A 19,402-nucleotide genomic window follows, 5' to 3' on the forward strand; every position below is an offset into this window, starting at 1 on the left:
ACCCCTTGCCTCGAAACGCATTTTGCGAGGCTGCTTCAACCAGGTATCCACGAAACCAGGAGAACGATATGCAAACCAGCGCCCGCAATCAATTCGCCGGTGAAGTGACCGCAGTCAAACGCGGCGCGGTGAACGACGAAGTCACGCTGCGCACCGACGACGGTCTCGAGATCGTCTCGATCGTCACACACGGTAGCGCCACGTCGCTTGAGCTTGCGCCAGGAAAGAAGGCGTTCGCGCTGGTCAAGGCATCGTCGGTGATCGTGATGGTCGACGTGGAGAAGCACCAGGTGTCGGCGCGCAATTGCATCGCCGGCACGGTGTCCGCGGTGACGAAGGGCGCGGTGAATTCCGAAGTGACGATCAGCGCGGGCGGGACGAGCGGCGCAAGCATCGCGGCGATCATTACCAACGAAAGCGTGGAACGCCTGGGTCTCGCGAGCGGCCAGTCGGCAACGGCGATTTTCAAGGCATCGAGCGTGATTCTCGGTGTCGAATGAGGATCGGCACCCGTGCTGAACGAAATGGCCGCTTGATTTAAACTGCACGGCCTTGCTGTTCCTCTTTTCGCTTTCATCACGGACGTCGCCATGTTCGAAGTCTCCTCCACCACGCATCTGCCCAAGGCCGCGCAATACGAAGAACTGATCGGGCAGGCACGCGCACTGCTCGCCGGCGAAACCGACTGGATCGCCAACGCCGCGAATTTTTCCGCGTTCGTGTTCCATTCGCTGAGCGATCTGAACTGGGCCGGCTTCTACTTTCACGACGGCCGGGAACTGGTGGTCGGCCCGTTCCAGGGCAAGCCGGCCTGCGTGCGCATCGCGCTCGGCAAGGGCGTCTGCGGCACGGCCGCGCAAACCCGGCAGACGCAAGTGGTGCGCGACGTGCACGCGTTTCCGGGGCACATTGCGTGCGATTCGGCATCGCAGTCGGAAATCGTCGTGCCGCTCGTCGCGCCCGACGGCACGCTGATCGGCGTATGGGATGTGGATAGTCCGGTCGTCGCGCGTTTCGACGAAGAAGACGCGAAGGGGATGGAGGCGTTGTGCGCGGTGTTTATCGAGGCGGCGTTGCCGCGGGGGTAGCGGCTTGTTGGCCTTCGCGTCCCGGCACGGGCCGACGACGTCCATCGATACGGGCTTTCGCGTACTCGATAGCGAACTGACAGGCCGCCTTCTCGGACGCAAAGTACCCCAGAATGCCGAACGTCTCCCGCTTGCCGTTTCGATGCGTCACCACGGCCATCGCCGCATAGCCCGGTATCGAAATGGGCGCCAGCGGCATGATGGTCGATGTCTTGTATTGAACTCGATCGGCGTGCATGGCACATCCCTCCTCGTCGTTGCCTGGCAATCGGTTTGAGCGAACCGATCTAATACGGACTGTCGTCGGTGAGTTCGTCGAGTTCCAATAGGAGGCCGTCCACTGCGCGAAGCTGCGCTTGCGTGAGGTGGTCGTAATCGAGGAGCGCGTTGAGCCGCTGTCGCCAGTAATGAGTTGAGAGATGAGGATCACCCAGCTCACCATACGACGACAGCCGCATCACGCGACCGATATGCGCAATATCCTGGTCGATAAGGATATTCATATATCTCCCGTGTCATTCCTCGTGTTCGGCCGAAGGCTCTATTTATTTGCGTCTAACGAATAGACTAGGTTAATTTTCCGCGAACTGCCAACGTCAAATTGCCGATTGATCATCGCCTAAAATGTAAGCATGGTCGCAACCTGATAAGGAGGCCGCCATGTCGGATTCAATGTTGGCGATTTTGTTGGGGATTGTCGTCGTTGCATGTGGCGCTGCGATTTGGGCCGCATCCAGCAATGAGGAGCGGCTAAGCCAGTGGTTCAGGGAGCATCATCTTCGTGATTTGATGAAACATCGACACTGATCCGGTTCGCAGAACAATTAAGCCCCGCTGAGCGGGGCTTAAAAAGCGGCGCGCGGACGGTTGGCCGCGACCTTTTATGCCAAATTGTTAGGCGTTTGTTGCGCCCTGTTGTCAATCGCCAGGGCGACCCGAATGCCAATTGCATGCGCTTTCGAACGGAATAAAAGGACTGCGGCAATTACATCGCCGATCGAGAATCCGGTGGCCACCCTTGGCGCATTCCAGGCCGGTCGATCATGCATGGCGGTTCACATCAACACGATGTCGTACTGCTCCTGGCTCAAATTCGACTCCACCTGCAACGACACCGTCTTGCCGATGAAATCCATCAGCATCGCCAGATGCTGCGACTCTTCCTCGAGAAACAGATCGATCACCTGCTGCGACGCCACCACGCGAAACTCGCGCGGATTGAACTGCCGCGATTCGCGCAGGATCTCGCGCAGCACGTCATAGCACACGGTGCGCGGCGTCTTGACTTGCCCCTTGCCCTGGCACACGGGGCAAGGCTCGCACAGCACATGCGCGAGCGATTCGCGCGTTCGCTTGCGCGTCATCTCCACCAGCCCGAGCTGCGAAAAACCATTCACGGTCACGCGCGTGCGATCGCGCGACAACGCCTTCTTCAATTCGCCCAGCACCTGGTCGCGATGCTCGACGTTTTCCATATCGATGAAGTCGATGATGATCACGCCGCCGAGGTTACGCAGCCGCAATTGCCGCGCGATGGTGTGCGCGGCTTCGAGATTGGTCTTGAAGATCGTGTCGTCGAAGTTGCGCGCGCCGACGTAGCCGCCGGTGTTCACGTCGATGGTGGTCATCGCTTCGGTCTGGTCGATCACGAGATAGCCGCCCGACTTCAGCTCCACCCGGCGCGACAGCGCGCGCTGAATTTCCGCCTCGATGTTGTACAGATCGAAGAGCGGCCGCTCGCCGGTGTAGTGATGCAGCTTCGACGACACCGCCGGCGTGAATTCCGCGGCGAAGTCGGCGAGCATTTGATACGTCTCGCGCGAGTCGACCTGAATGCGCGACGTTTCGTCGTTGACGAAATCGCGCAGCACGCGTTGCGCGAGATTCAGATCCTGATACAGCAGGCTGGTGGGCGGCATGCGCTGGCCTTGCGAAATGATCGTCGCCCACGTCTTGCGCAGATACGCGACGTCGCCGGCGAGTTCCTCGCTGCTTGCATCTTCGGCGATCGTGCGTACGATGTAGCCGCCTTTTTCATCGGCGGGCAGCACTGCGGTCAAGCGCGCGCGCACCGCTTCGCGTTCGGCCTCGCTTTCGATCTTCTGCGAGATGCCGATGTGCGGTTCCTGCGGCAGATACACCAGCGTGCGCCCGGCAATGCTCACTTGCGTGGAGAGCCGCGCACCCTTGGTGCCGATCGGGTCCTTGACGACCTGCACCATCAGCGTTTGCCCTTCGAACACGATCTTCTCGATCGGCTGATGCGGCGCCTGATGCTGCGGTTCGCCGGCAATGCGCGGATGCCAGATATCGGCTACGTGCAAAAACGCGGCGCGTTCGAGACCGATGTCGATGAAAGCCGATTGCATGCCCGGCAACACGCGCACGACCTTGCCCAGATAGACGTTGCCGACGCGCCCGCGCGACAGCGTTCGCTCGACGTGAAGTTCCTGGACGGCGCCTTGCTGAACGAGCGCGACGCGCGTTTCCTGCGGCGTGACATTGATCAGGATTTCTTCATTCATGGTGTTGTTTTAGAAGTCGATGCGCGCTGCGCGCAGGAGCGCAGCGGTTTCAAAAAGCGGCAAACCCATGATACCTGAATAGGACCCGTCGATATGCTCGATGAACTCGGCGGCGCGTCCCTGCACGCCGTAGGCGCCCGCCTTGCCGAGCGGCTCGCCGCTCGCCGCATAGCGACGGATCGCGTCTGCGTGCATTGCAGCAAAACGCACCTTCGACACCGATAGCGCGGCGGGCAGCAGCGCGCCTTGCGCGTCCACCACGGCAACGGCCGTCAGCACTTCGTGAGCGCGTCCGGCGAGGCGCGCGAGCATCGTGACGGCGTCGTCCGCGTCGACCGGCTTGCCGAGAATCGCGTCGTCGATCGTGACGGTTGTATCCGCAACCAGGATCGGCCGTGCGGCATGTCCTCCCGCTACGAGGCGCGCCCGGGCCGCGTGCGCCTTGGCGACGCACACGCGCTGCACGTAGTCGCGCGCGTGCTCGCCGGGCAGTTCCACTTCAAGCGCCTCGGCATCTTCATCGGGACGCGGCAGCAGCAGTTCGAAGCGCACGCCGAGTTGTTGCAGCAACTCCTGGCGGCGCGGACTTTGGGAGGCGAGATAAACGAACGGATGCAGCGAGTCGGCGGGCATGGGCATGAACAGGTCTCGATGAAACGGATGGCGTCAAGCTGCGAGTGAGCGCGTTGCTCGCGGCGTCGCGCGAGCCTTGCTCGCAGTCCGACGCGCGGGCGCATGCGCGCTCAGCGAGGCGTGCGCGCTTGCCTGCTTACCCGCGTGCGTAATCGCACGGCTTGATGCAGGGATAAGCATTTGCACAGATGCGCGGCAACGCAAGTCAACGAGGCAACGAGGCAACGAGGCAACGAGGCAACGAGGCAACGAGGCAACGAGGCAACGAGGCAACGAGGCAACGAGGCAACGAGGCAACGAGGCAACGAGGCAACGAGGCAACGAGCCGATCGCCCTGCCGCGCGGCGCCAGCCGTTTCGCTCACGCGCGATGATAGGGGTGATTTTGCGTGATGGTCCACGCACGGTAAAGCTGCTCGGCGAGCAGCACGCGGACCATCGCGTGCGGCAAGGTGAGGCTCGACACGCGCAGCAGCATATCGGCGCGCGCCTTCAGATCGGGATCGAGCCCGTCGGCGCCGCCGATCAGAAACGCCACGTCGCGGCCGTCCTGCTGCCAGCCGGGCAGGGCGCCCGCAAGCTGCATGGTGGTCCAGTCCTTGCCGCGTTCGTCGAGCGCGACGATGCGCGCGTTCTTCGGCAACGCGGCTTCGATCTTCTGCCGCTCGGCGGCCATCACGCTTTCCGCCGGCCGTCCCGACGAACGCTGCTCGGGCTTGATCTCGCGCAGCTCGATGCGCAGCTCGGGCGGCATGCGCTTCGCGTATTCGTCGAAGCCGGTGGCGATCCAGTCCGGCATCTTGTGGCCGACGGCGAGGATATGCAGTTTCATCACGAATGCGGTCGCGAACTTGTCTTGCGGACGACGCGGCGGGCCGGCAACGCGCGCTTACTTGCGGCGCGCCGTCGCCTTGCGCGCGGGCTTCGCGGCGGGCGCTTCGTCTTCCTCGTCCTCGTCCTCGGGCTCGCTCGAGCGCGCGCCGCCGAACGGATCGGGCGTCGACAGCTTGATGCGCACCGGCTTGTCGCCCCAGATTTCCTCGAGGTTGTAGTACTGGCGCAGCGCCGGTTGCAGGATGTGCACGACCGCGTCGCCGCAATCGACCAGCACCCATTCGCCGATGTCCTCGCCCTCGGTGCTGATGATGTCGCCGCCGGCTTCCTTCACGCCTTCCCGCACGCTCGAAGCGAGCGCCTTGGTCTGTCGGTTGGAGGTGCCGCTCGCGACGATCACGCGATCGAACAGCGCGGTCAGGTGGCTGGTGTTGAACACCTTGATGTCTTGCGCCTTGACGTCTTCGAGAGCGTCGACGATCACGCGTTGCAGTTTGCGAATATCCATGAGATTACCGGTGGTACAGATGATGTTGAAGAATATAGTCCCACACCGCGGTGGGGACATGGCTCACGGCCTTGGCCTGGTCCTGGCTTGCTTGCGCGCGCTCGCGCTGTTTCTGGTCTTGCGGTTCGCCGCTCGCGTGCTGGGCGAGCCGCCGGCTCACCTGTTCGCGCAGATGCGCGCGAATGTCGGTGGCCGAGACGTTGAACGCCAGCGTCGTATCGATCAGCAAGTGGCCGCTGGGCGTGGCTTGCAGCACCTCGGCGCGGGCGCGGCGCGCGTCGATTTCCCGCGCCAGCGCCGCTGGAATCGACGCGAGGTCGAAGCCCGGCCGCGTGGCCGCGCAAATGTGCGCGTAGTCGAACAGGCGCCGCCAGTCGCGCCATGTGTCGAGGTGCACGAGTTGATCCGCGCCGATCAGCAGCGCGATCGACGCTTGCCCGCCTTCGCGTTCGCGCCAGCGTTGCAGCGTGTCGACCGTATAGGTGGGGCCGTCGTGTTCGATTTCGTCGGTCGCGACCCGCACGGCCACGCCGGGCAGCACCAGTTCGCTTGCCGCGGCGCGTGTCATCGCGAGTCGATGCACGGCCGGCGACACGTCCGACTTCTGCCACGGCTGACCGGCCGGCAGCAGCACCAGTTCGGTCAGGCGCAGCACCTCGGCGAAACGCCGCGCGAGCGCGAGGTGGCCGTCGTGAATCGGATCGAACGTGCCGCCGAGCAGTCCGATCCGGCGAGGCAGGGCGACAGGATGAGCGTTCGGCTTCAGGTGAGGATCCTTTGTCGTGTCCACGTGAAGGGGCGTGCGGGCCGGCCCGGCCTCACACCCATTCGCGCGGCACGAGAAAATCGCTGTAAAGGCGCGCTTCCGGCGTGCCCGGCTCGGGCTGCCAGTTGTAGCGCCAGTTCACCACAGGCGGCATCGACATCAGAATCGATTCGGTGCGTCCGCCGCTTTGCAGCCCAAACAGTGTGCCACGGTCGAACACCAGATTGAACTCGACGTAGCGCCCGCGCCGGTAAGCCTGGAAATCGCGCTCGGCCTGGCCATATGGAATGTTGCGGCGCTTTTCGATGATCGGCAGATACGCCTCGAGGAATCCCTCGCCGACGCTCTTCACCATCGCGAACGATTGAGCGAAGCCCGGCGCGGAGAAATCGTCGAAGAAAATCCCGCCGATGCCGCGCGGTTCGTTGCGGTGCTTGAGGAAGAAATACTCGTCGCACCAGCGCTTGAAACTCGGGTAAAGCTCCGCGCCATAAGGCTGCAGCGCGTCGCGGCAGACGCGGTGAAAATGCCGTGCGTCTTCCTCGTAGCCATAGTAGGGCGTGAGATCCATGCCGCCGCCGAACCAGAACACCGGCTCCTCGCCGGCCTTGGTGGCGACCAGCAAGCGCACGTTCATATGCACGGTCGGGCAATGCGGATTGTGCGGATGCAGCACGAGCGACACGCCCATCGCCTCGAAGCCGCGCCCGGCCAACTGCGGGCGCGCCGCGCTCGCCGAACCGGGCAACGCGTCGCCCGCGACGTCGGAGAAGCCGATGCCGGCGCGCTCGAAGAAGTTGCCGCCTTCCAGGATCCGCGTGCAGCCGCCGCCGCGCAGCTTCTCGCCGGGGGCGCGCTGCCATGCGTCGGTTGCGAACGGCGTGCCGTCGAACGCGCCCAGCGTGTCCGCGATCTGCGTTTGCAGGCCTTGCAGCCAGCTGCGCACGGCCTGTGCGTCGAAGCTCGAATCGTTCATGAATGCAGGTGCTGAGGGCGGCACGCTCGTCGTGCCGCGGGTTCTACGTGAAGGGCGACGGCCGGGCCATCGGCAGGATGAACCTGCGAAGGCGCGGCGGTACGGTGATTCGCGCCGGGCAGTCGGGCTATTGGCCCGCATGAGCCGATATCGGCATCGCCTGATGCAATGAGCACGGAAACGGCCGCGAAACCGGTCGCGAAAACCCGCAGTGTAGCGCCGTTGGCGCCGCACGCGGGCGAGTGGGGCATGGCCTACTGCTTGCCTTCGGTCCTGGCGTCGTGCTTGCGGTTCAGCGCCCGGTAGCCGATGTCGCGCCGATACTGCATGCCGTCGAACGAAATCTGGTTGATCGTTTCATACGCGACCGACTGGGCGCTGCGCACCGAGTCCGCCAGGCCCACCACGCACAGCACGCGGCCGCCCGAGGTGGTGAGCTTGCCGTCCGCGAGCGTGGTGCCGGCGTGGAACGTGACCGAATCCGAGGTTTCAGCGGGAATGTCGCTGATACGGTCGCCCTTGCGCGGCGTGTCAGGATAGTTGTACGCGGCGAGCACGACGCCCAGCGCGGTACGGCGGTCCCATTCCAGTTCGACCGTATCGAGCGTGCCGGCGATTGCCTGCTCGACCACCTTCGAATAGTCGCCCTTCAGACGCGCCATGATCGGCTGCGTTTCGGGGTCGCCCATGCGGCAGTTGAATTCGAGCGTCTTCGGATTGCCTTGCGCGTCGATCATCAAACCGGCGTACAGGAAGCCCGTATAGCGGATGCCTTCCCTCTCCATGCCGCGCACGGTCGGCAGAATGATTTCGCGCATCACGCGCGCATGCAGTTGCGGCGTGACGATCGGCGCGGGCGAATACGCGCCCATGCCGCCGGTGTTCGGGCCCTGGTCGCCGTCGAGCAGGCGCTTGTGGTCCTGGCTCGACGCGAGCGGCAGCACGTGTTTGCCGTCCACCATCACGATGAAGCTCGCTTCCTCGCCCGTGAGGAATTCCTCGATCACGACACGCGCGCCGGCGTCGCCGAGCTTGTTGTCCGACAGCATCATGTCGACCGCCGCGTGCGCTTCTTCCAGCGTTTGCGCGACCACCACGCCCTTGCCGGCGGCGAGGCCGTCGGCCTTGATGACGATCGGCGCGCCCCTGGCGTCCAGATACGCGTGCGCGGCGGCGACGTCGGCGAAGGTTTCGTATTCTGCGGTCGGGATCGCGTGACGCTTCATGAACGCCTTGGCGAAATCCTTCGAGCTTTCGAGTTGAGCGGCCTCCTTGGTCGGCCCGAAAATCTTCAGACCGCGCGAGCGGAACAGATTCACGATGCCGGCGGCGAGCGGCGCTTCCGGCCCGACCAGCGTGAAGGCGATCTGCTCTTTCTCGGCGAAATCGGCGAGCGCGGCGGGCTCGCTCATGTCGATGTTGCGCAGACGCTCGTCCTGGGCGGTGCCGCCGTTGCCTGGCGCCACGTAGACGAGCTGGACCCGCGGCGATTGCGCGAGCTTCCATGCGAGCGCATGTTCGCGACCGCCGGAACCGACGACGAGTAACTTCATGAGAATCCCCGAGACTTAAAAACCATGAACGGCCGACGCAGCGCGCGCTCAGCCGTGGATATCAGCAAGATTCGCACAGCGCTCGCAGCCGGGAAGTGGCGCAGGGCACATAAGCGAACCGGAGTAACCGTGGCGGGCAGCGGGCGCGAGGACCCGCTAGCGTCCGCCAACGCCCGTTCAGCAACGACGCGAGGGCCGGCCGGCGGCGTGGCGCGGTGTTCGGTGCGAACCCGCGCCGCGCGCCGCGGGGGCGCGCTCATTCGTCGGCGATGGCGGCGTTTGTATAGACTTCCTGCACGTCGTCCAGATTCTCCAGCGCGTCGAGCAGCTTCTGCATTTTCACTGCGTCGTCGCCAGTGAATTCGACTTCCGTTTGAGGTTTCATCGTGACCTCGGCCAGCTCGGCCTTGAAGCCCGCGCTTTCGAGCGCGGTCTTCACCTTCGGGAAATCGTTCGGCGGGCACAGCACTTCGATACTGCCGTCGTCGTTCGTGACGACGTCGTCGGCGCCGGCTTCGAGCGCGGCTTCCATCAGCTTGTCTTCAGCCGTGCCGGGCGCGAACAGGAACTGGCCGACGTGATCGAACATGAACGACACCGAGCCGTCCGTGCCCATGTTGCCGCCGTTCTTCGAGAACGCGTGACGCACTTCGGCCACCGTGCGCGTGCGGTTGTCGGTCATCGTATCGACGATCACCGCCGCGCCGCCGATGCCGTAGCCTTCGTAGCGGATTTCCTCGTAGCTTGCGCCGTCCACGCCGCCCACGCCGCGCTGGATCGCGCGGTTGACGTTGTCTTTGGGCATGTTGGCGTCGTACGCCTTTTCGACGGCGAGCCGCAGACGCGGGTTCGAGTCGATGTCGCCGCCGCCCATGCGCGCCGCGACCTGAATTTCCTTGATGAGCCGCGTCCAGACCTTGCCGCGCTTGGCATCGGCCGCTGCTTTTTTATGCTTGATGTTGGCCCACTTCGAATGACCCGCCATACCTTTCTCCGTCGCGCGCGCCAGCGGGGCGCACGCATTGTGCAATTGTCGTTGCGATGCCGGCCGCTTGCGCGTGCGAATCGCGGTCTTGCGCCTCGAGGTCGGACCCGCCCCATGCCGGACCGCCTGGCTGCCCGATGTCAGTCTGGTTTTAGACCTGTCAGCTTGATCACGCCCGGCCGGCCCCGGCTCACGGGACAGAAAGTCGGCAGCGCGGTTGGGGTTGGGACGAGGCGTGCGGCCAGCGCACGGCTGAGTGCCGCTCCAACCGCGCCGGTTACCACAGGCTCCGCGTAAAGGCGCGACGCGCGAGGCGCGGGTGCCGATGGTGCAAGCGGGCGGTGCAAGTTGAGCCGCTCCTTGAGCGGATTCGAATTTTATCACGCCGATGGGGCGTGGCAGAGGGGCGCGTGGCGGGAAAGTGCGCGGAAAGCAGGCGGCAGCGGCTCGTCGGCGCACATGGACCTGGCCAAGCGGGTTTTTCAGGCGGCCGCAGGCGCTTCGTTTGTAAACATTTATGCTTATAATTGGCGCTGTGTTCACGGACACAGGAGGGCCGGTGAAGCAAAGCGAGTTCAGACGTTGGCTCGCTGACCAGGGAGCGACTTTCCAGCAAGGCAGCAAGCATTTGAAGGTGTATCTGAACGGTCGGCAGACCACGCTGCCGAGGCATCCCGCTCATGAGATCTCGGAGCCGCTTCGTCAAGCAATTCTCAAACAACTGAAATGCAAATAGAGGCAAGCCCCGCGAGGGGCTTCGTCACCGCCCGAGCCTTTCCCTTACGCACCACCGGAGATTGACCTATGTTTCGCTATCCCGCACGCATCGAACCGGATGAAGGCGGTTTTACCGTGTCCTTTCGTGACATTCCCGAGGCGCTGACCAGCGGCGGCACACTCGAGGAAGCGCGTGAAATGGCGGCCGACGCGCTGGCGACCGCGATGGATTTCTACTTCGAAGACAAGCGCCCGGTGCCGTTGCCGTCAAAGGTGCGGCGCGGCGAAACGCTGATCGAATTGCCTGCCAGCCTGGCCGCAAAGGTGCTGCTGCTCAACGAGATGCTGGCGCAAAAAGTGTCGCCTGCCGAACTCGCCAGGCGCCTTCACACGCGTTCGCAGGACATCCAGCGTGTGATCGACCTCGGTCACGCGACCAAGATCGACACGATCGCGGCGGCGCTCGCCGCACTGGGAAAGCGACTCGAGTTGTCGATCGTTCCGGCCTGACACGCACATGCCCGGCGGCAACGGCGATTGCCGCCCGCCGCCGCCCCTTCTTTCAACCCGCCTTCAGTTCTTCGTCCCGAACAGCCGGTCCCCCGCGTCACCGAGACCCGGCACGATATACGCGTGCTCGTTCAGATGCGAATCGAGCGAAGCCACATACAGCTTCACGTCCGGGTGCGCGTTCTGGAACACCTGCACGCCTTCGGGCGCGGCCACCAGCGCGAGGAACAGAATGTTCTCGCCGGCCACGTTGCGGCGCTTGAGCACGTCCACCGCGTGCACGGCCGAGTAGCCGGTCGCGACCATCGGATCGCACAGAATGAACACGCGGTCTTCGAGATCCGGCAGGCGCACCAGATATTCGACCGGCCGGTGATCCGCGGCGCGATATACGCCGATGTGCCCCACGCGCGCCGACGGCACCAGTTCCAGCAAGCCGTCCGACATGCCGATGCCGGCCCGCAGCACCGGCACGATCGCCAGTTTCTTGCCGGCGATCACCGGCGCGTCGATCTCGACGAGCGGCGTGGTCAGGCGCCGCGTGGTCATCGGCAGGTTGCGGGTGATCTCGTAGCCCATCAACAGCGTGATCTCGCGCAGCAGCTCGCGAAACGTGCGGGTGGAGGTGTCCCGGTCGCGCATGTGTGACAGCTTGTGCTGGATCAGCGGGTGATCGAGGATGAAAAGATTGGGGAAACGGCTGTCCTGAGTCATGGCGGGGGCGCGAAGCGGCGGCTAGAGGGATCGGTTCGGCGCGCCAGCACGGCCGGAAACCGGCGAGATGCGCGCGCCACGGCGCAAGTTTACCGAAAGAGTGCCGCCCGAAGATACCGGAGATTGCAGCGGCCCGGCGCAATCGGGCACCGATTCTTCTAGAATCGGGGGAGACTTCGCCGCGCCAGGCTCGCGCAGCCCCGCCATCGCGCCAGAACATCGCCACAAGGAAACACACATGGACATGGGAATCGCAGGACGCACCGCGCTGGTTTGCGCGGCCAGCAAGGGACTCGGGCGCGGCTGCGCGGAAGCGCTCGCCGCCGAGGGCGTCAAGCTGACGATCGTCGCGCGCACCGCCGAGACGCTGGAGGCGACCGCCGCCGAGATTCGCCGGCAAAGCGGCGTGGAAGTGAAAACGGTGGCGTGCGACATCACCACGCCCGAAGGCCGCGCCGCGGCGCTCGCCGTCTGCCCGCAACCGGACATCCTCGTCAACAACGCGGGCGGGCCGCCGCCGGGCGACTTCCGCGACTTCTCGCACGACGACTGGATCCGCGCGCTGGAGAGCAACATGCTCACGCCGATCGAACTGATCCGCGCGACCATCGACTCGATGAGCGCGCGCGGTTATGGGCGCATCGTCAACATCACGAGTTCGGCGGTGAAGGCGCCGATCGACGTGCTGGGTTTGTCGAACGGCGCGCGCTCGGGGCTGACCGGCTTCGTCGCCGGACTCGCGCGCAAGGTGGCGCCCACCGGCGTCACGATCAACAACCTGCTGCCCGGTCTGTTCGACACCGACCGCATCGCCGTCACGTTCGATGCGCAAGCCAGGGCGCAAAACATCTCCGTCGAGGAAGCGCGCCGGCAGCGCATGAAAACGATCCCCGCCGGCCGTTTCGGCAATCGCGATGAATTCGGCCGCGCCTGCGCGTTCCTGTGCAGCGTGCATGCGGGCTACATCACCGGGCAAAACTGGCTGATCGACGGCGGCGCGTATCCGGGCACGTTCTAACCGGCGCGTTCCGCGGCGGCGGCCTTACGCTCACCCTCACGCTCACTACAACAACGACAACCACCACGGTTTCTGGAGTCTTACGTCATGACCACCCGCATTGCGCTGATCGCGCACGATCACAAAAAGGACGACATCGTCAAGCTGGCCGGCGAATACGTCGATACGCTCGCGCGCTGCGACATCATCGCGACCGGCACGACCGGCTCGCGCATCGCCGAGGCGCACGGCCTGACGGTCGAGCGCATGTTGTCGGGCCTGAATGGCGGCGATCTGCAGATCGGCGCGCAACTCGCGGAAGGGCGCGTGAACATGGTGATCTTTCTGCGCGATCCGATGACGCCGCAACCGCACGAGCCCGACATCAACGCGCTGGTGCGCGCGTGCGACGTGCACAACATTCCCTGCGCGACCAATATTTCGACCGCGCGCATGATTCTCGACGTGCTGACCTTGCGCCTGACGCAGCAGGTATGAGAACGCGCGCTTGCGCAATGCCGATTCAGGCCGAACCAGACCACACATCCAGGAGACATGATGAGCAAAGCAATCCGATTCGATAAAACCGGCGGCCCCGAGGTGATGAAATGGGTCGACGTGGAAGTGGGCGAGCCGGGCGCGGGCGAGATCCGCATCAGGCAGACGGCGGTCGGGCTGAACTACATCGACGTGTATTTCCGCACGGGTCTGTATCCGTTGCCGCTGCCCGGCGGTCTCGGCATGGAGGCGGCCGGTGAAGTGACCGCGGTCGGCTCGGGCGTGAGCGGTCTGAAAGCGGGCGATCGCGTCGCCTACGTCGCGCGGCCGCCCGGCGCCTACGCGCAGGAGCGCGTGCTGTCGGCGGCGCAGGTGATCAAGCTGCCCGACGCATTGAGCGACGAGCAGGCGGCCTCGGTGATGCTGCAAGGCTTGACCGCGCAATATCTGCTGCGCCGGACCTACCCGGTGAAAGCCGGCGACACGATCCTGATCCAGGCCGCGGCGGGCGGCGTCGGCCTGCTGGTTTGCCAGTGGGCGAAGGCGCTCGGCGCGACGGTGATCGGCACCGTGGGCTCCGATGAAAAAGCCGGGATCGCGAAGGCGCACGGCTGCGATCACGCGATCGTCTACACGCGCGAGAACTTCACGAAGCGGGTGCGCGAGATCACCAACGGCGCGGGCGTGCCGGTGGTGTACGACTCCATCGGCAAGGACACGTTTACGGCTTCGCTCGACTGCCTCGCGCCGCTCGGCATGTTCGTGAGCTTCGGCAATGCCTCGGGACCGTTGCCGCCGATCGATTCATCGGAATTCGCCGGACGCGGCTCGCTGTTCTTCACGCGCCCGACGCTCTTTTCCTATATCGCGAAGCGCAGCGATTACGAGGCGATGTCGGCCGAGCTGTTCGACGTGCTGGTGTCGGGCAAGGTCAAGACGAGCATCAATCAGCGTTACGCGCTGACGGACGTCGGCCGCGCGCACGCCGATCTCGAAGGGCGCCGCACCACGGGTTCGACTATTCTGCTGCCGTAACACGCGCCAAACCAACCCCAGCGTTTGAAAGGCCGTTCCATCCACGATGGAACGGCCTTTTCCGTTTACGCGATTTTTATACGCGCCACGCCATCTTTGACCGGCCCTTTACGCGCTTCGGCATAACGTTGCGTCCATCCGAAGTCCGTGAATGGGGAATAAAAATGGATGTGCTGTATGTCGGGGGCCTGGCGCTGTTCGCCACGCTGACCTTTGCATTGATCGGGGGCTGCGAGAAGTTGATGCAGTTCCGTCGTGGACAGGGAGCGCGGTCATGAACTGGATGCTCTGGTTGTCGGGCGCGGCCACCGCGCTGCTGTTTATTTACCTGGTCTATGCGCTTCTGCGCGCGGAGGACATTGAATGAACTCGAACAATGTCCTGCAGGCCGGGTTTTTCATCGTCGTGCTGCTGGCGGCCGCGGTGCCGATGTCGCGCTATCTGAGCGCCGTGATGAACGCGAACCCGAACGCGAACCCGGACGGCAATTCCAACGGCAAGCCCAACGGCATCTCGCGTGTGCTTCGCATCGGCGCGCCGATCGAGCGCCTGCTGTATCGCCTCGCGGGCGTCGATCCGTCGACGGAAATGAGCTGGAAGCACTACGCGATCGCCACGATCGCGTTCAACGTGCTCGGCGTCGCGTTCCTGTACGCGCTGCTGCGCGTGCCAGCCTGGCTGCCGGGCAACCCGCAGCAGTTCGGCCCGATGACGGTCGACGGCGCGTTCAACACCGCGATCAGCTTCGTCACCAACACGAACTGGCAGGACTACACGCCGGAACAAACCGTCGGCTATCTGACGCAGATGCTCGGCCTGACCGTGCAGAACTTTTTCTCCGCGGCCACCGGCATCGTGGTGGTGATCGCGCTGATTCGCGGCTTCGCGCGTCACAGCGCGCAAACCATCGGCAACTTCTGGGTCGACCTGACACGCGTGACGCTTTACGTGTTGCTGCCGATGTCGCTGATCCTCGCGACGCTGCTGATGAGCCAGGGCGTGATCCAGAACTTCAAGGCCTACGAGGACGTGCCGACGCTGCAAACCACGAGCTACGCCGCGCCCCGCCTCGACGCCCAGGGCAACCCGATGAAGGACGCGAAGGGCAACCCGCTCACCGTCGATACGCCGGTCAAGACGCAGACCATCGCGATGGGTCCGGTCGCCTCGCAGGAAGCGATCAAGATGATCGGCACCAACGGCGGCGGCTTCTTCAACGGCAACTCCGCGCATCCGTTCGAAAACCCCACGCCGTTCTCGAACTTCCTGCAGATCTTCTCGATCCTGATCATCCCCGCCGGCCTGGCGCTGCTGTTCGGCCGCATGATCGGCGACCGCAGACAGGGTGTGGCCGTGCTCGCGGCGATGGCGATCGGTTTCGGCGTCTGCGTGTTCGGCGAGATCGGCGCGGAGCAGAGCGGCAATCCGGCGCTCGCCGCGTTGCACGTCGATCAGTCGGCGAGCGCGTTGCAGTCGGGCGGTAACGCCGAAGGCAAGGAAACGCGTTTCGGCATCGCGCAATCGGGCATCTTCACGGTGGCGACGACCGCGGCTTCGTGCGGCGCGGTCGCCAATACACACGACTCGCTGACGCCGATCGGCGGCCTCTATCCGATGCTGCTGATGCAACTCGGCGAAGTGATCTTCGGCGGCGTGGGTTCCGGCATGTACGGGATGCTCGTGTTCGCGCTGCTGGCGGTGTTCGTGGCGGGCCTGATGATCGGCCGCACGCCCGAATACGTCGGCAAGAAGATCGAGGCCTACGAGATGAAGATGGTGTCGATCGTCGTGCTGCTCACGCCGCTGCTGGTGCTCGTCGGCACCTCGATCGCGGTGCTGAGCGACGCGGGCAAGGCGGGCATTCTGAACCCCGGCGCGCATGGTTTCTCCGAGATCCTCTACGCGTTCAGCTCGGCCGCCAACAACAACGGCAGCGCGTTCGCGGGCCTCACCGTGGGCACGCCGTTCTACAACTGGCTCACCGCCATCGCGATGTGGTTCGGCCGCTTCGGCACGATCGTGCCGGTGCTGGCGATCGCCGGCTCGCTCGCCGCGAAGAAGCGCATCGGCGTGACGGGCGGCACCTTGCCCACGCATGGTCCGCTCTTCGTCGTGCTGTTGCTCGGCACGGTGCTGCTGGTCGGCGCGCTGACCTATGTGCCCGCGCTCGCGCTCGGACCTGGCGTCGAACATCTGATGATGATGGGCGCGCATTGAGCCCGGTAATGACGACAAGTGATCGAAAAGCGACGCGCCAACGGGAAATTCGAGGATTCAATGACTGAACATAACTCAACGCGGTCCATGTTCGACCCGGCGCTGTTGCGCCCGGCGATCGTGGACTCCTTCAGGAAGCTCACGCCGCGCACGCAGTTCCGCAATCCGGTGATGTTCTGCGTGTACGTCGGCAGCATTCTGACGACCATTCTGTGGCTCGCCGCGCTCGGCGGCCAGGCCGAGGCGCCCGCGGGCTTCATTCTCGCGGTCACGTTGTGGCTGTGGTTCACGGTGCTGTTCGCCAACTTCGCGGAGGCGCTCGCCGAAGGCCGTTCGAAGGCCCAGGCCGCGTCGCTGCGCAGCGCGAAGAAAGACGTGATGGCGAAGAAGCTCAACGAGCCGCATCCGAAGTCGCCGATCCGCATCGTGACCGCCTCCGATCTGCGCAAGGGCGACGTCGTGCTGGTCGAAACCGGCGACGTGATTCCGGCCGACGGCGAAGTGGTGGACGGCGTCGCGTCGGTGGACGAATCGGCGATCACCGGCGAATCCGCGCCGGTGATCCGCGAGTCGGGCGGCGATTTTTCGTCGGTGACGGGCGGCACGCGCGTGCTGTCGGACTGGATCGTGGTGCGCGTCACCGCGAATCCGGGCGAGGCGTTCCTCGACCGCATGATCGCGATGGTCGAGGGCGCGAAGCGTCAGAAGACGCCGAACGAAATCGCGCTGACCATCCTGCTGGTCGCGCTGACGATCGTGATGCTGCTCGCCACCGCCACGCTGCTGCCGTTCTCGATGTTCTCCGTCGAGGCCGCGCATCTGGGCAATTCCTCGGGTCACGTGGTGACGATCACGGCGCTCGTCGCGCTGCTCGTGTGTCTGATTCCGACCACCATCGGCGGGCTGTTGTCGGCCATCGGCGTGGCCGGCATGAGCCGGATGATGCAGGCGAACGTGATCGCCACCTCGGGCCGCGCGGTGGAAGCGGCCGGCGACGTCGACGTGCTGCTGCTCGACAAGACCGGCACGATCACGCTCGGTAATCGCCAGGCCTCGCAGTTCGTGCCCGCGCCCGGTTTCACCGAGGAAGCGCTCGCGGACGCCGCGCAGCTTTCGTCGCTCGCGGATGAAACGCCGGAGGGCCGCAGCATCGTCGTGTTGGCGAAGCAGCGTTTCAACATCCGCCAACGCGACATGGCTTCGCTGCACGCGGTGTTTCTCGCGTTCACCGCGCAAACGCGGATGAGCGGCGTCGATCTCGTTGACCGCGAAATCCGCAAGGGCGCGGCCGATGCCGTGAAGCTCTACGTGGAGGCGAACGGCGGCCGTTTCCCGAACGAAGTCGGCAACGCGGTGGCCGACGTCGCGCGCCGCGGCAGCACGCCGCTCGTGGTCGCCGAGAAAGGCGAGCAGGGCGCGCGCGTGCTCGGCGTGATCGAACTGAAGGACGTGGTGAAGGGCGGCATCAAGGAGCGCTTCGCCGAACTGCGCAAGATGGGCATCAAGACCATCATGGTGACGGGCGACAACCGCCTGACCGCGGCGGCGATCGCCGCCGAAGCGGGCGTCGACGATTTCCTCGCCGAAGCCACGCCGGAAGCGAAGCTCGCGACGATCCGCGGGCACCAGGCCGAAGGGCGCCTCGTGGCGATGACCGGCGACGGCACCAACGACGCCCCGGCGCTCGCGCAAGCCGACGTCGCGGTGGCGATGAACACCGGCACGCAGGCCGCGAAGGAAGCCGGCAACATGGTCGACCTCGATTCGAATCCGACCAAGCTGATCGAGATCGTGGAGATCGGCAAGCAGATGCTGATGACGCGCGGGTCGCTCACCACGTTCTCGATCGCCAACGACATCGCCAAGTACTTCGCCATCATTCCGGCCGCGTTCGCCACGACCTATCCGGCGCTCAACGCGCTGAACGTGATGCATCTGGCGACGCCCGCCTCGGCGATCATGTCGGCGGTGATTTTCAACGCGCTGATCATCGTGCTGCTGATTCCGCTGGCGCTCAAGGGCGTGCGTTACCGCGCGCTCGGCGCGGCGATCCTGCTGCGCCGCAATCTGCTGATTTATGGCCTGGGCGGGATCATCGTGCCGTTCATCGGCATCAAGCTGATCGATATGGTGCTGGCCGCGTTCGGCTGGGTTTAAGAGGAATTGCCAATCATGAAAAATCTGTTCCGTCCGCTGATCGTGATCTTCGCGGTGCTCGCCGCGCTCACCGGACTCGCTTATCCCGCGTTGATCACCGCCGTCGGTCAGACGTTCTTCCACGCTCAGGCCAACGGCAGCCTGCTCGAACAGGACGGCAAGGTGGTCGGCTCGAAGCTGATGGGCCAGCAGTTCGATGCGCCGCAATACTTCTGGGGCCGGCTCTCGGCCACCAGCCCGATGCCTTACAACGCGCAAGGCTCGGGCGGCTCCAACCTCGGGCCGACCAACCCGGCGCTGATCGATGAAGTGAAAGGCCGCATCGACGCGTTGCAGGCCGCCGGCACCGATCTGTCCAGGCCGGTGCCGGTCGATCTGGTGACGTCCTCGGGCAGCGGTCTCGATCCCGAGATCAGCCCGGCTGCGGCGGCTTACCAGATCGAGCGCGTGGCGAAGGCGCGCAAGCTCGCGGCGAACGACGTGCAGGCGCTAGTGGATCGTTATACGAGCGGTCGTCAGTTCGGCATTTTTGGCGAGCCGCGCGTGAACGTGCTGCAACTGAACCTGGCGTTGGACGAGATGAAGCGCGGTTGAACGCAAGCGATGCCCGAAGGCGGCGGCTCACGCGCCCGCCTTTGTTTTTTGCATCGCCCGCATCGCGACGTTGTCATGCCGCCGGGTGTCGCCGTG

Annotated in this window: 23 protein-coding genes; 12 read left to right on the plus strand and 11 right to left on the minus strand. The window is 64.6% G+C overall.

From position 1 onward, the window contains the following. Positions 1-68: 68 nt before the first annotated feature. A complete protein-coding gene (locus ACOCG7_RS17000) occupies positions 69-500 on the plus strand; it encodes a TOBE domain-containing protein (RefSeq protein ID WP_114162112.1) in 432 nt (143 codons plus the stop codon). A 90-nt stretch (positions 501-590) separates the two neighbouring features. Continuing rightward, positions 591-1,088: a GAF domain-containing protein gene (locus ACOCG7_RS17005; protein WP_114162113.1), complete on the plus strand. Its 498-nt coding sequence runs from the start codon at positions 591-593 to the stop codon at positions 1,086-1,088. Here ACOCG7_RS17005 and ACOCG7_RS17010 read toward each other — a convergent pair. From ACOCG7_RS17010 to ACOCG7_RS17055, 10 genes are all read right to left on the minus strand, one after another. Beyond that, entirely contained in the window at positions 1,060-1,326 is a 267-nt protein-coding gene (locus tag ACOCG7_RS17010; RefSeq protein WP_083085227.1) for a hypothetical protein, read from the minus strand. The two genes, ACOCG7_RS17005 and ACOCG7_RS17010, sit on opposite strands and share 29 nt — an antisense overlap. A 49-nt stretch (positions 1,327-1,375) precedes the next feature. Then, positions 1,376-1,591, minus strand: coding sequence for a hypothetical protein (locus ACOCG7_RS17015; RefSeq protein WP_083085225.1), 216 nt, complete (start codon positions 1,589-1,591; stop codon positions 1,376-1,378). Between the two features lie 552 nt (positions 1,592-2,143). Continuing rightward, a complete protein-coding gene (gene rng, locus ACOCG7_RS17020; protein WP_073429530.1) occupies positions 2,144-3,613 on the minus strand; it encodes a ribonuclease G in 1,470 nt (489 codons plus the stop codon). A gap of 9 nt (positions 3,614-3,622) precedes the next feature. Then, positions 3,623-4,252: a Maf family protein gene (locus tag ACOCG7_RS17025; protein ID WP_073429531.1), complete on the minus strand. Its 630-nt coding sequence runs from the start codon at positions 4,250-4,252 to the stop codon at positions 3,623-3,625. 354 nt (positions 4,253-4,606) lie between these two features. Then, complete coding sequence (gene rlmH, locus ACOCG7_RS17030; RefSeq protein ID WP_063495252.1) at positions 4,607-5,077, minus strand: 23S rRNA (pseudouridine(1915)-N(3))-methyltransferase RlmH; 471 nt, start codon at positions 5,075-5,077, stop codon at positions 4,607-4,609. Positions 5,078-5,134: 57 nt separating this feature from the next. Beyond that, positions 5,135-5,587: a ribosome silencing factor gene (rsfS, locus tag ACOCG7_RS17035; protein ID WP_114162124.1), complete on the minus strand. Its 453-nt coding sequence runs from the start codon at positions 5,585-5,587 to the stop codon at positions 5,135-5,137. 4 nt (positions 5,588-5,591) lie between these two features. After that, a complete protein-coding gene (locus tag ACOCG7_RS17040) occupies positions 5,592-6,377 on the minus strand; it encodes a nicotinate-nucleotide adenylyltransferase (protein WP_235004882.1) in 786 nt (261 codons plus the stop codon). 28 nt (positions 6,378-6,405) lie between these two features. Then, the gene (gene hemF, locus ACOCG7_RS17045; RefSeq protein ID WP_073429533.1) at positions 6,406-7,329 is read right to left on the minus strand and encodes an oxygen-dependent coproporphyrinogen oxidase; all 924 of its coding nucleotides are present in this window, start codon (positions 7,327-7,329) and stop codon (positions 6,406-6,408) included. A 254-nt stretch (positions 7,330-7,583) separates the two neighbouring features. Further along, positions 7,584-8,882 carry a phosphoribosylamine--glycine ligase gene (purD, locus tag ACOCG7_RS17050; RefSeq protein WP_073429534.1) on the minus strand — a complete coding sequence of 433 codons (1,299 nt, stop codon included), beginning with the start codon at positions 8,880-8,882 and terminating at the stop codon, positions 7,584-7,586. A 256-nt stretch (positions 8,883-9,138) separates the two neighbouring features. Beyond that, on the minus strand, positions 9,139-9,867 hold the full coding sequence (locus ACOCG7_RS17055; RefSeq protein ID WP_083085213.1) for a YebC/PmpR family DNA-binding transcriptional regulator: 729 nt from the start codon (positions 9,865-9,867) through the stop codon (positions 9,139-9,141). A gap of 517 nt (positions 9,868-10,384) precedes the next feature. Between ACOCG7_RS17055 and ACOCG7_RS17060 the strand changes: the two genes are divergently transcribed. Together ACOCG7_RS17060 and ACOCG7_RS17065 are read left to right on the plus strand one after the other, a co-directional pair. Continuing rightward, positions 10,385-10,603: a type II toxin-antitoxin system HicA family toxin gene (locus ACOCG7_RS17060; protein WP_340638536.1), complete on the plus strand. Its 219-nt coding sequence runs from the start codon at positions 10,385-10,387 to the stop codon at positions 10,601-10,603. A gap of 68 nt (positions 10,604-10,671) precedes the next feature. Beyond that, positions 10,672-11,094, plus strand: coding sequence for a type II toxin-antitoxin system HicB family antitoxin (locus tag ACOCG7_RS17065; RefSeq protein ID WP_114162125.1), 423 nt, complete (start codon positions 10,672-10,674; stop codon positions 11,092-11,094). 63 nt (positions 11,095-11,157) lie between these two features. Here ACOCG7_RS17065 and upp read toward each other — a convergent pair whose 3' ends face one another. Continuing rightward, positions 11,158-11,808 carry a uracil phosphoribosyltransferase gene (gene upp, locus ACOCG7_RS17070; protein ID WP_073429538.1) on the minus strand — a complete coding sequence of 217 codons (651 nt, stop codon included), beginning with the start codon at positions 11,806-11,808 and terminating at the stop codon, positions 11,158-11,160. A gap of 238 nt (positions 11,809-12,046) precedes the next feature. On the opposite strand from upp, the gene ACOCG7_RS17075 reads away from it, so the two are divergent. From ACOCG7_RS17075 to kdpC, 8 genes are all read left to right on the plus strand, one after another. After that, entirely contained in the window at positions 12,047-12,826 is a 780-nt protein-coding gene (locus ACOCG7_RS17075; protein WP_114162126.1) for an SDR family oxidoreductase, read from the plus strand. 87 nt (positions 12,827-12,913) lie between these two features. Then, positions 12,914-13,303, plus strand: a complete 390-nt coding sequence (locus ACOCG7_RS17080; protein ID WP_421379196.1) for a methylglyoxal synthase — start codon at positions 12,914-12,916, stop codon at positions 13,301-13,303. Between the two features lie 60 nt (positions 13,304-13,363). Then, positions 13,364-14,338, plus strand: coding sequence for a quinone oxidoreductase family protein (locus tag ACOCG7_RS17085; protein ID WP_114163442.1), 975 nt, complete (start codon positions 13,364-13,366; stop codon positions 14,336-14,338). 164 nt (positions 14,339-14,502) lie between these two features. Continuing rightward, on the plus strand, positions 14,503-14,616 hold the full coding sequence (locus ACOCG7_RS17090; RefSeq protein ID WP_114162128.1) for a potassium ABC transporter ATPase: 114 nt from the start codon (positions 14,503-14,505) through the stop codon (positions 14,614-14,616). After that, positions 14,613-14,705: a K(+)-transporting ATPase subunit F gene (gene kdpF / locus ACOCG7_RS17095; protein ID WP_073429542.1), complete on the plus strand. Its 93-nt coding sequence runs from the start codon at positions 14,613-14,615 to the stop codon at positions 14,703-14,705. Before ACOCG7_RS17090 ends, kdpF begins: the two co-directional genes overlap by 4 nt. Next, positions 14,702-16,555: a potassium-transporting ATPase subunit KdpA gene (kdpA, locus tag ACOCG7_RS17100; RefSeq protein ID WP_073429543.1), complete on the plus strand. Its 1,854-nt coding sequence runs from the start codon at positions 14,702-14,704 to the stop codon at positions 16,553-16,555. The genes kdpF and kdpA overlap by 4 nt, the downstream gene beginning before the upstream one ends. Positions 16,556-16,615: 60 nt before the next feature. Then, the gene (gene kdpB / locus ACOCG7_RS17105; RefSeq protein ID WP_073429593.1) at positions 16,616-18,712 is read left to right on the plus strand and encodes a potassium-transporting ATPase subunit KdpB; all 2,097 of its coding nucleotides are present in this window, start codon (positions 16,616-16,618) and stop codon (positions 18,710-18,712) included. A 15-nt stretch (positions 18,713-18,727) separates the two neighbouring features. Next, the gene (gene kdpC, locus ACOCG7_RS17110) at positions 18,728-19,306 is read left to right on the plus strand and encodes a potassium-transporting ATPase subunit KdpC (protein ID WP_114162129.1); all 579 of its coding nucleotides are present in this window, start codon (positions 18,728-18,730) and stop codon (positions 19,304-19,306) included. Positions 19,307-19,402 lie beyond the last annotated feature (96 nt).

The organism is Paraburkholderia sp. DD10 (genome assembly GCF_049177125.1).
Taxonomy (GTDB): Bacteria; Pseudomonadota; Gammaproteobacteria; order Burkholderiales; family Burkholderiaceae; genus Paraburkholderia; species Paraburkholderia terricola.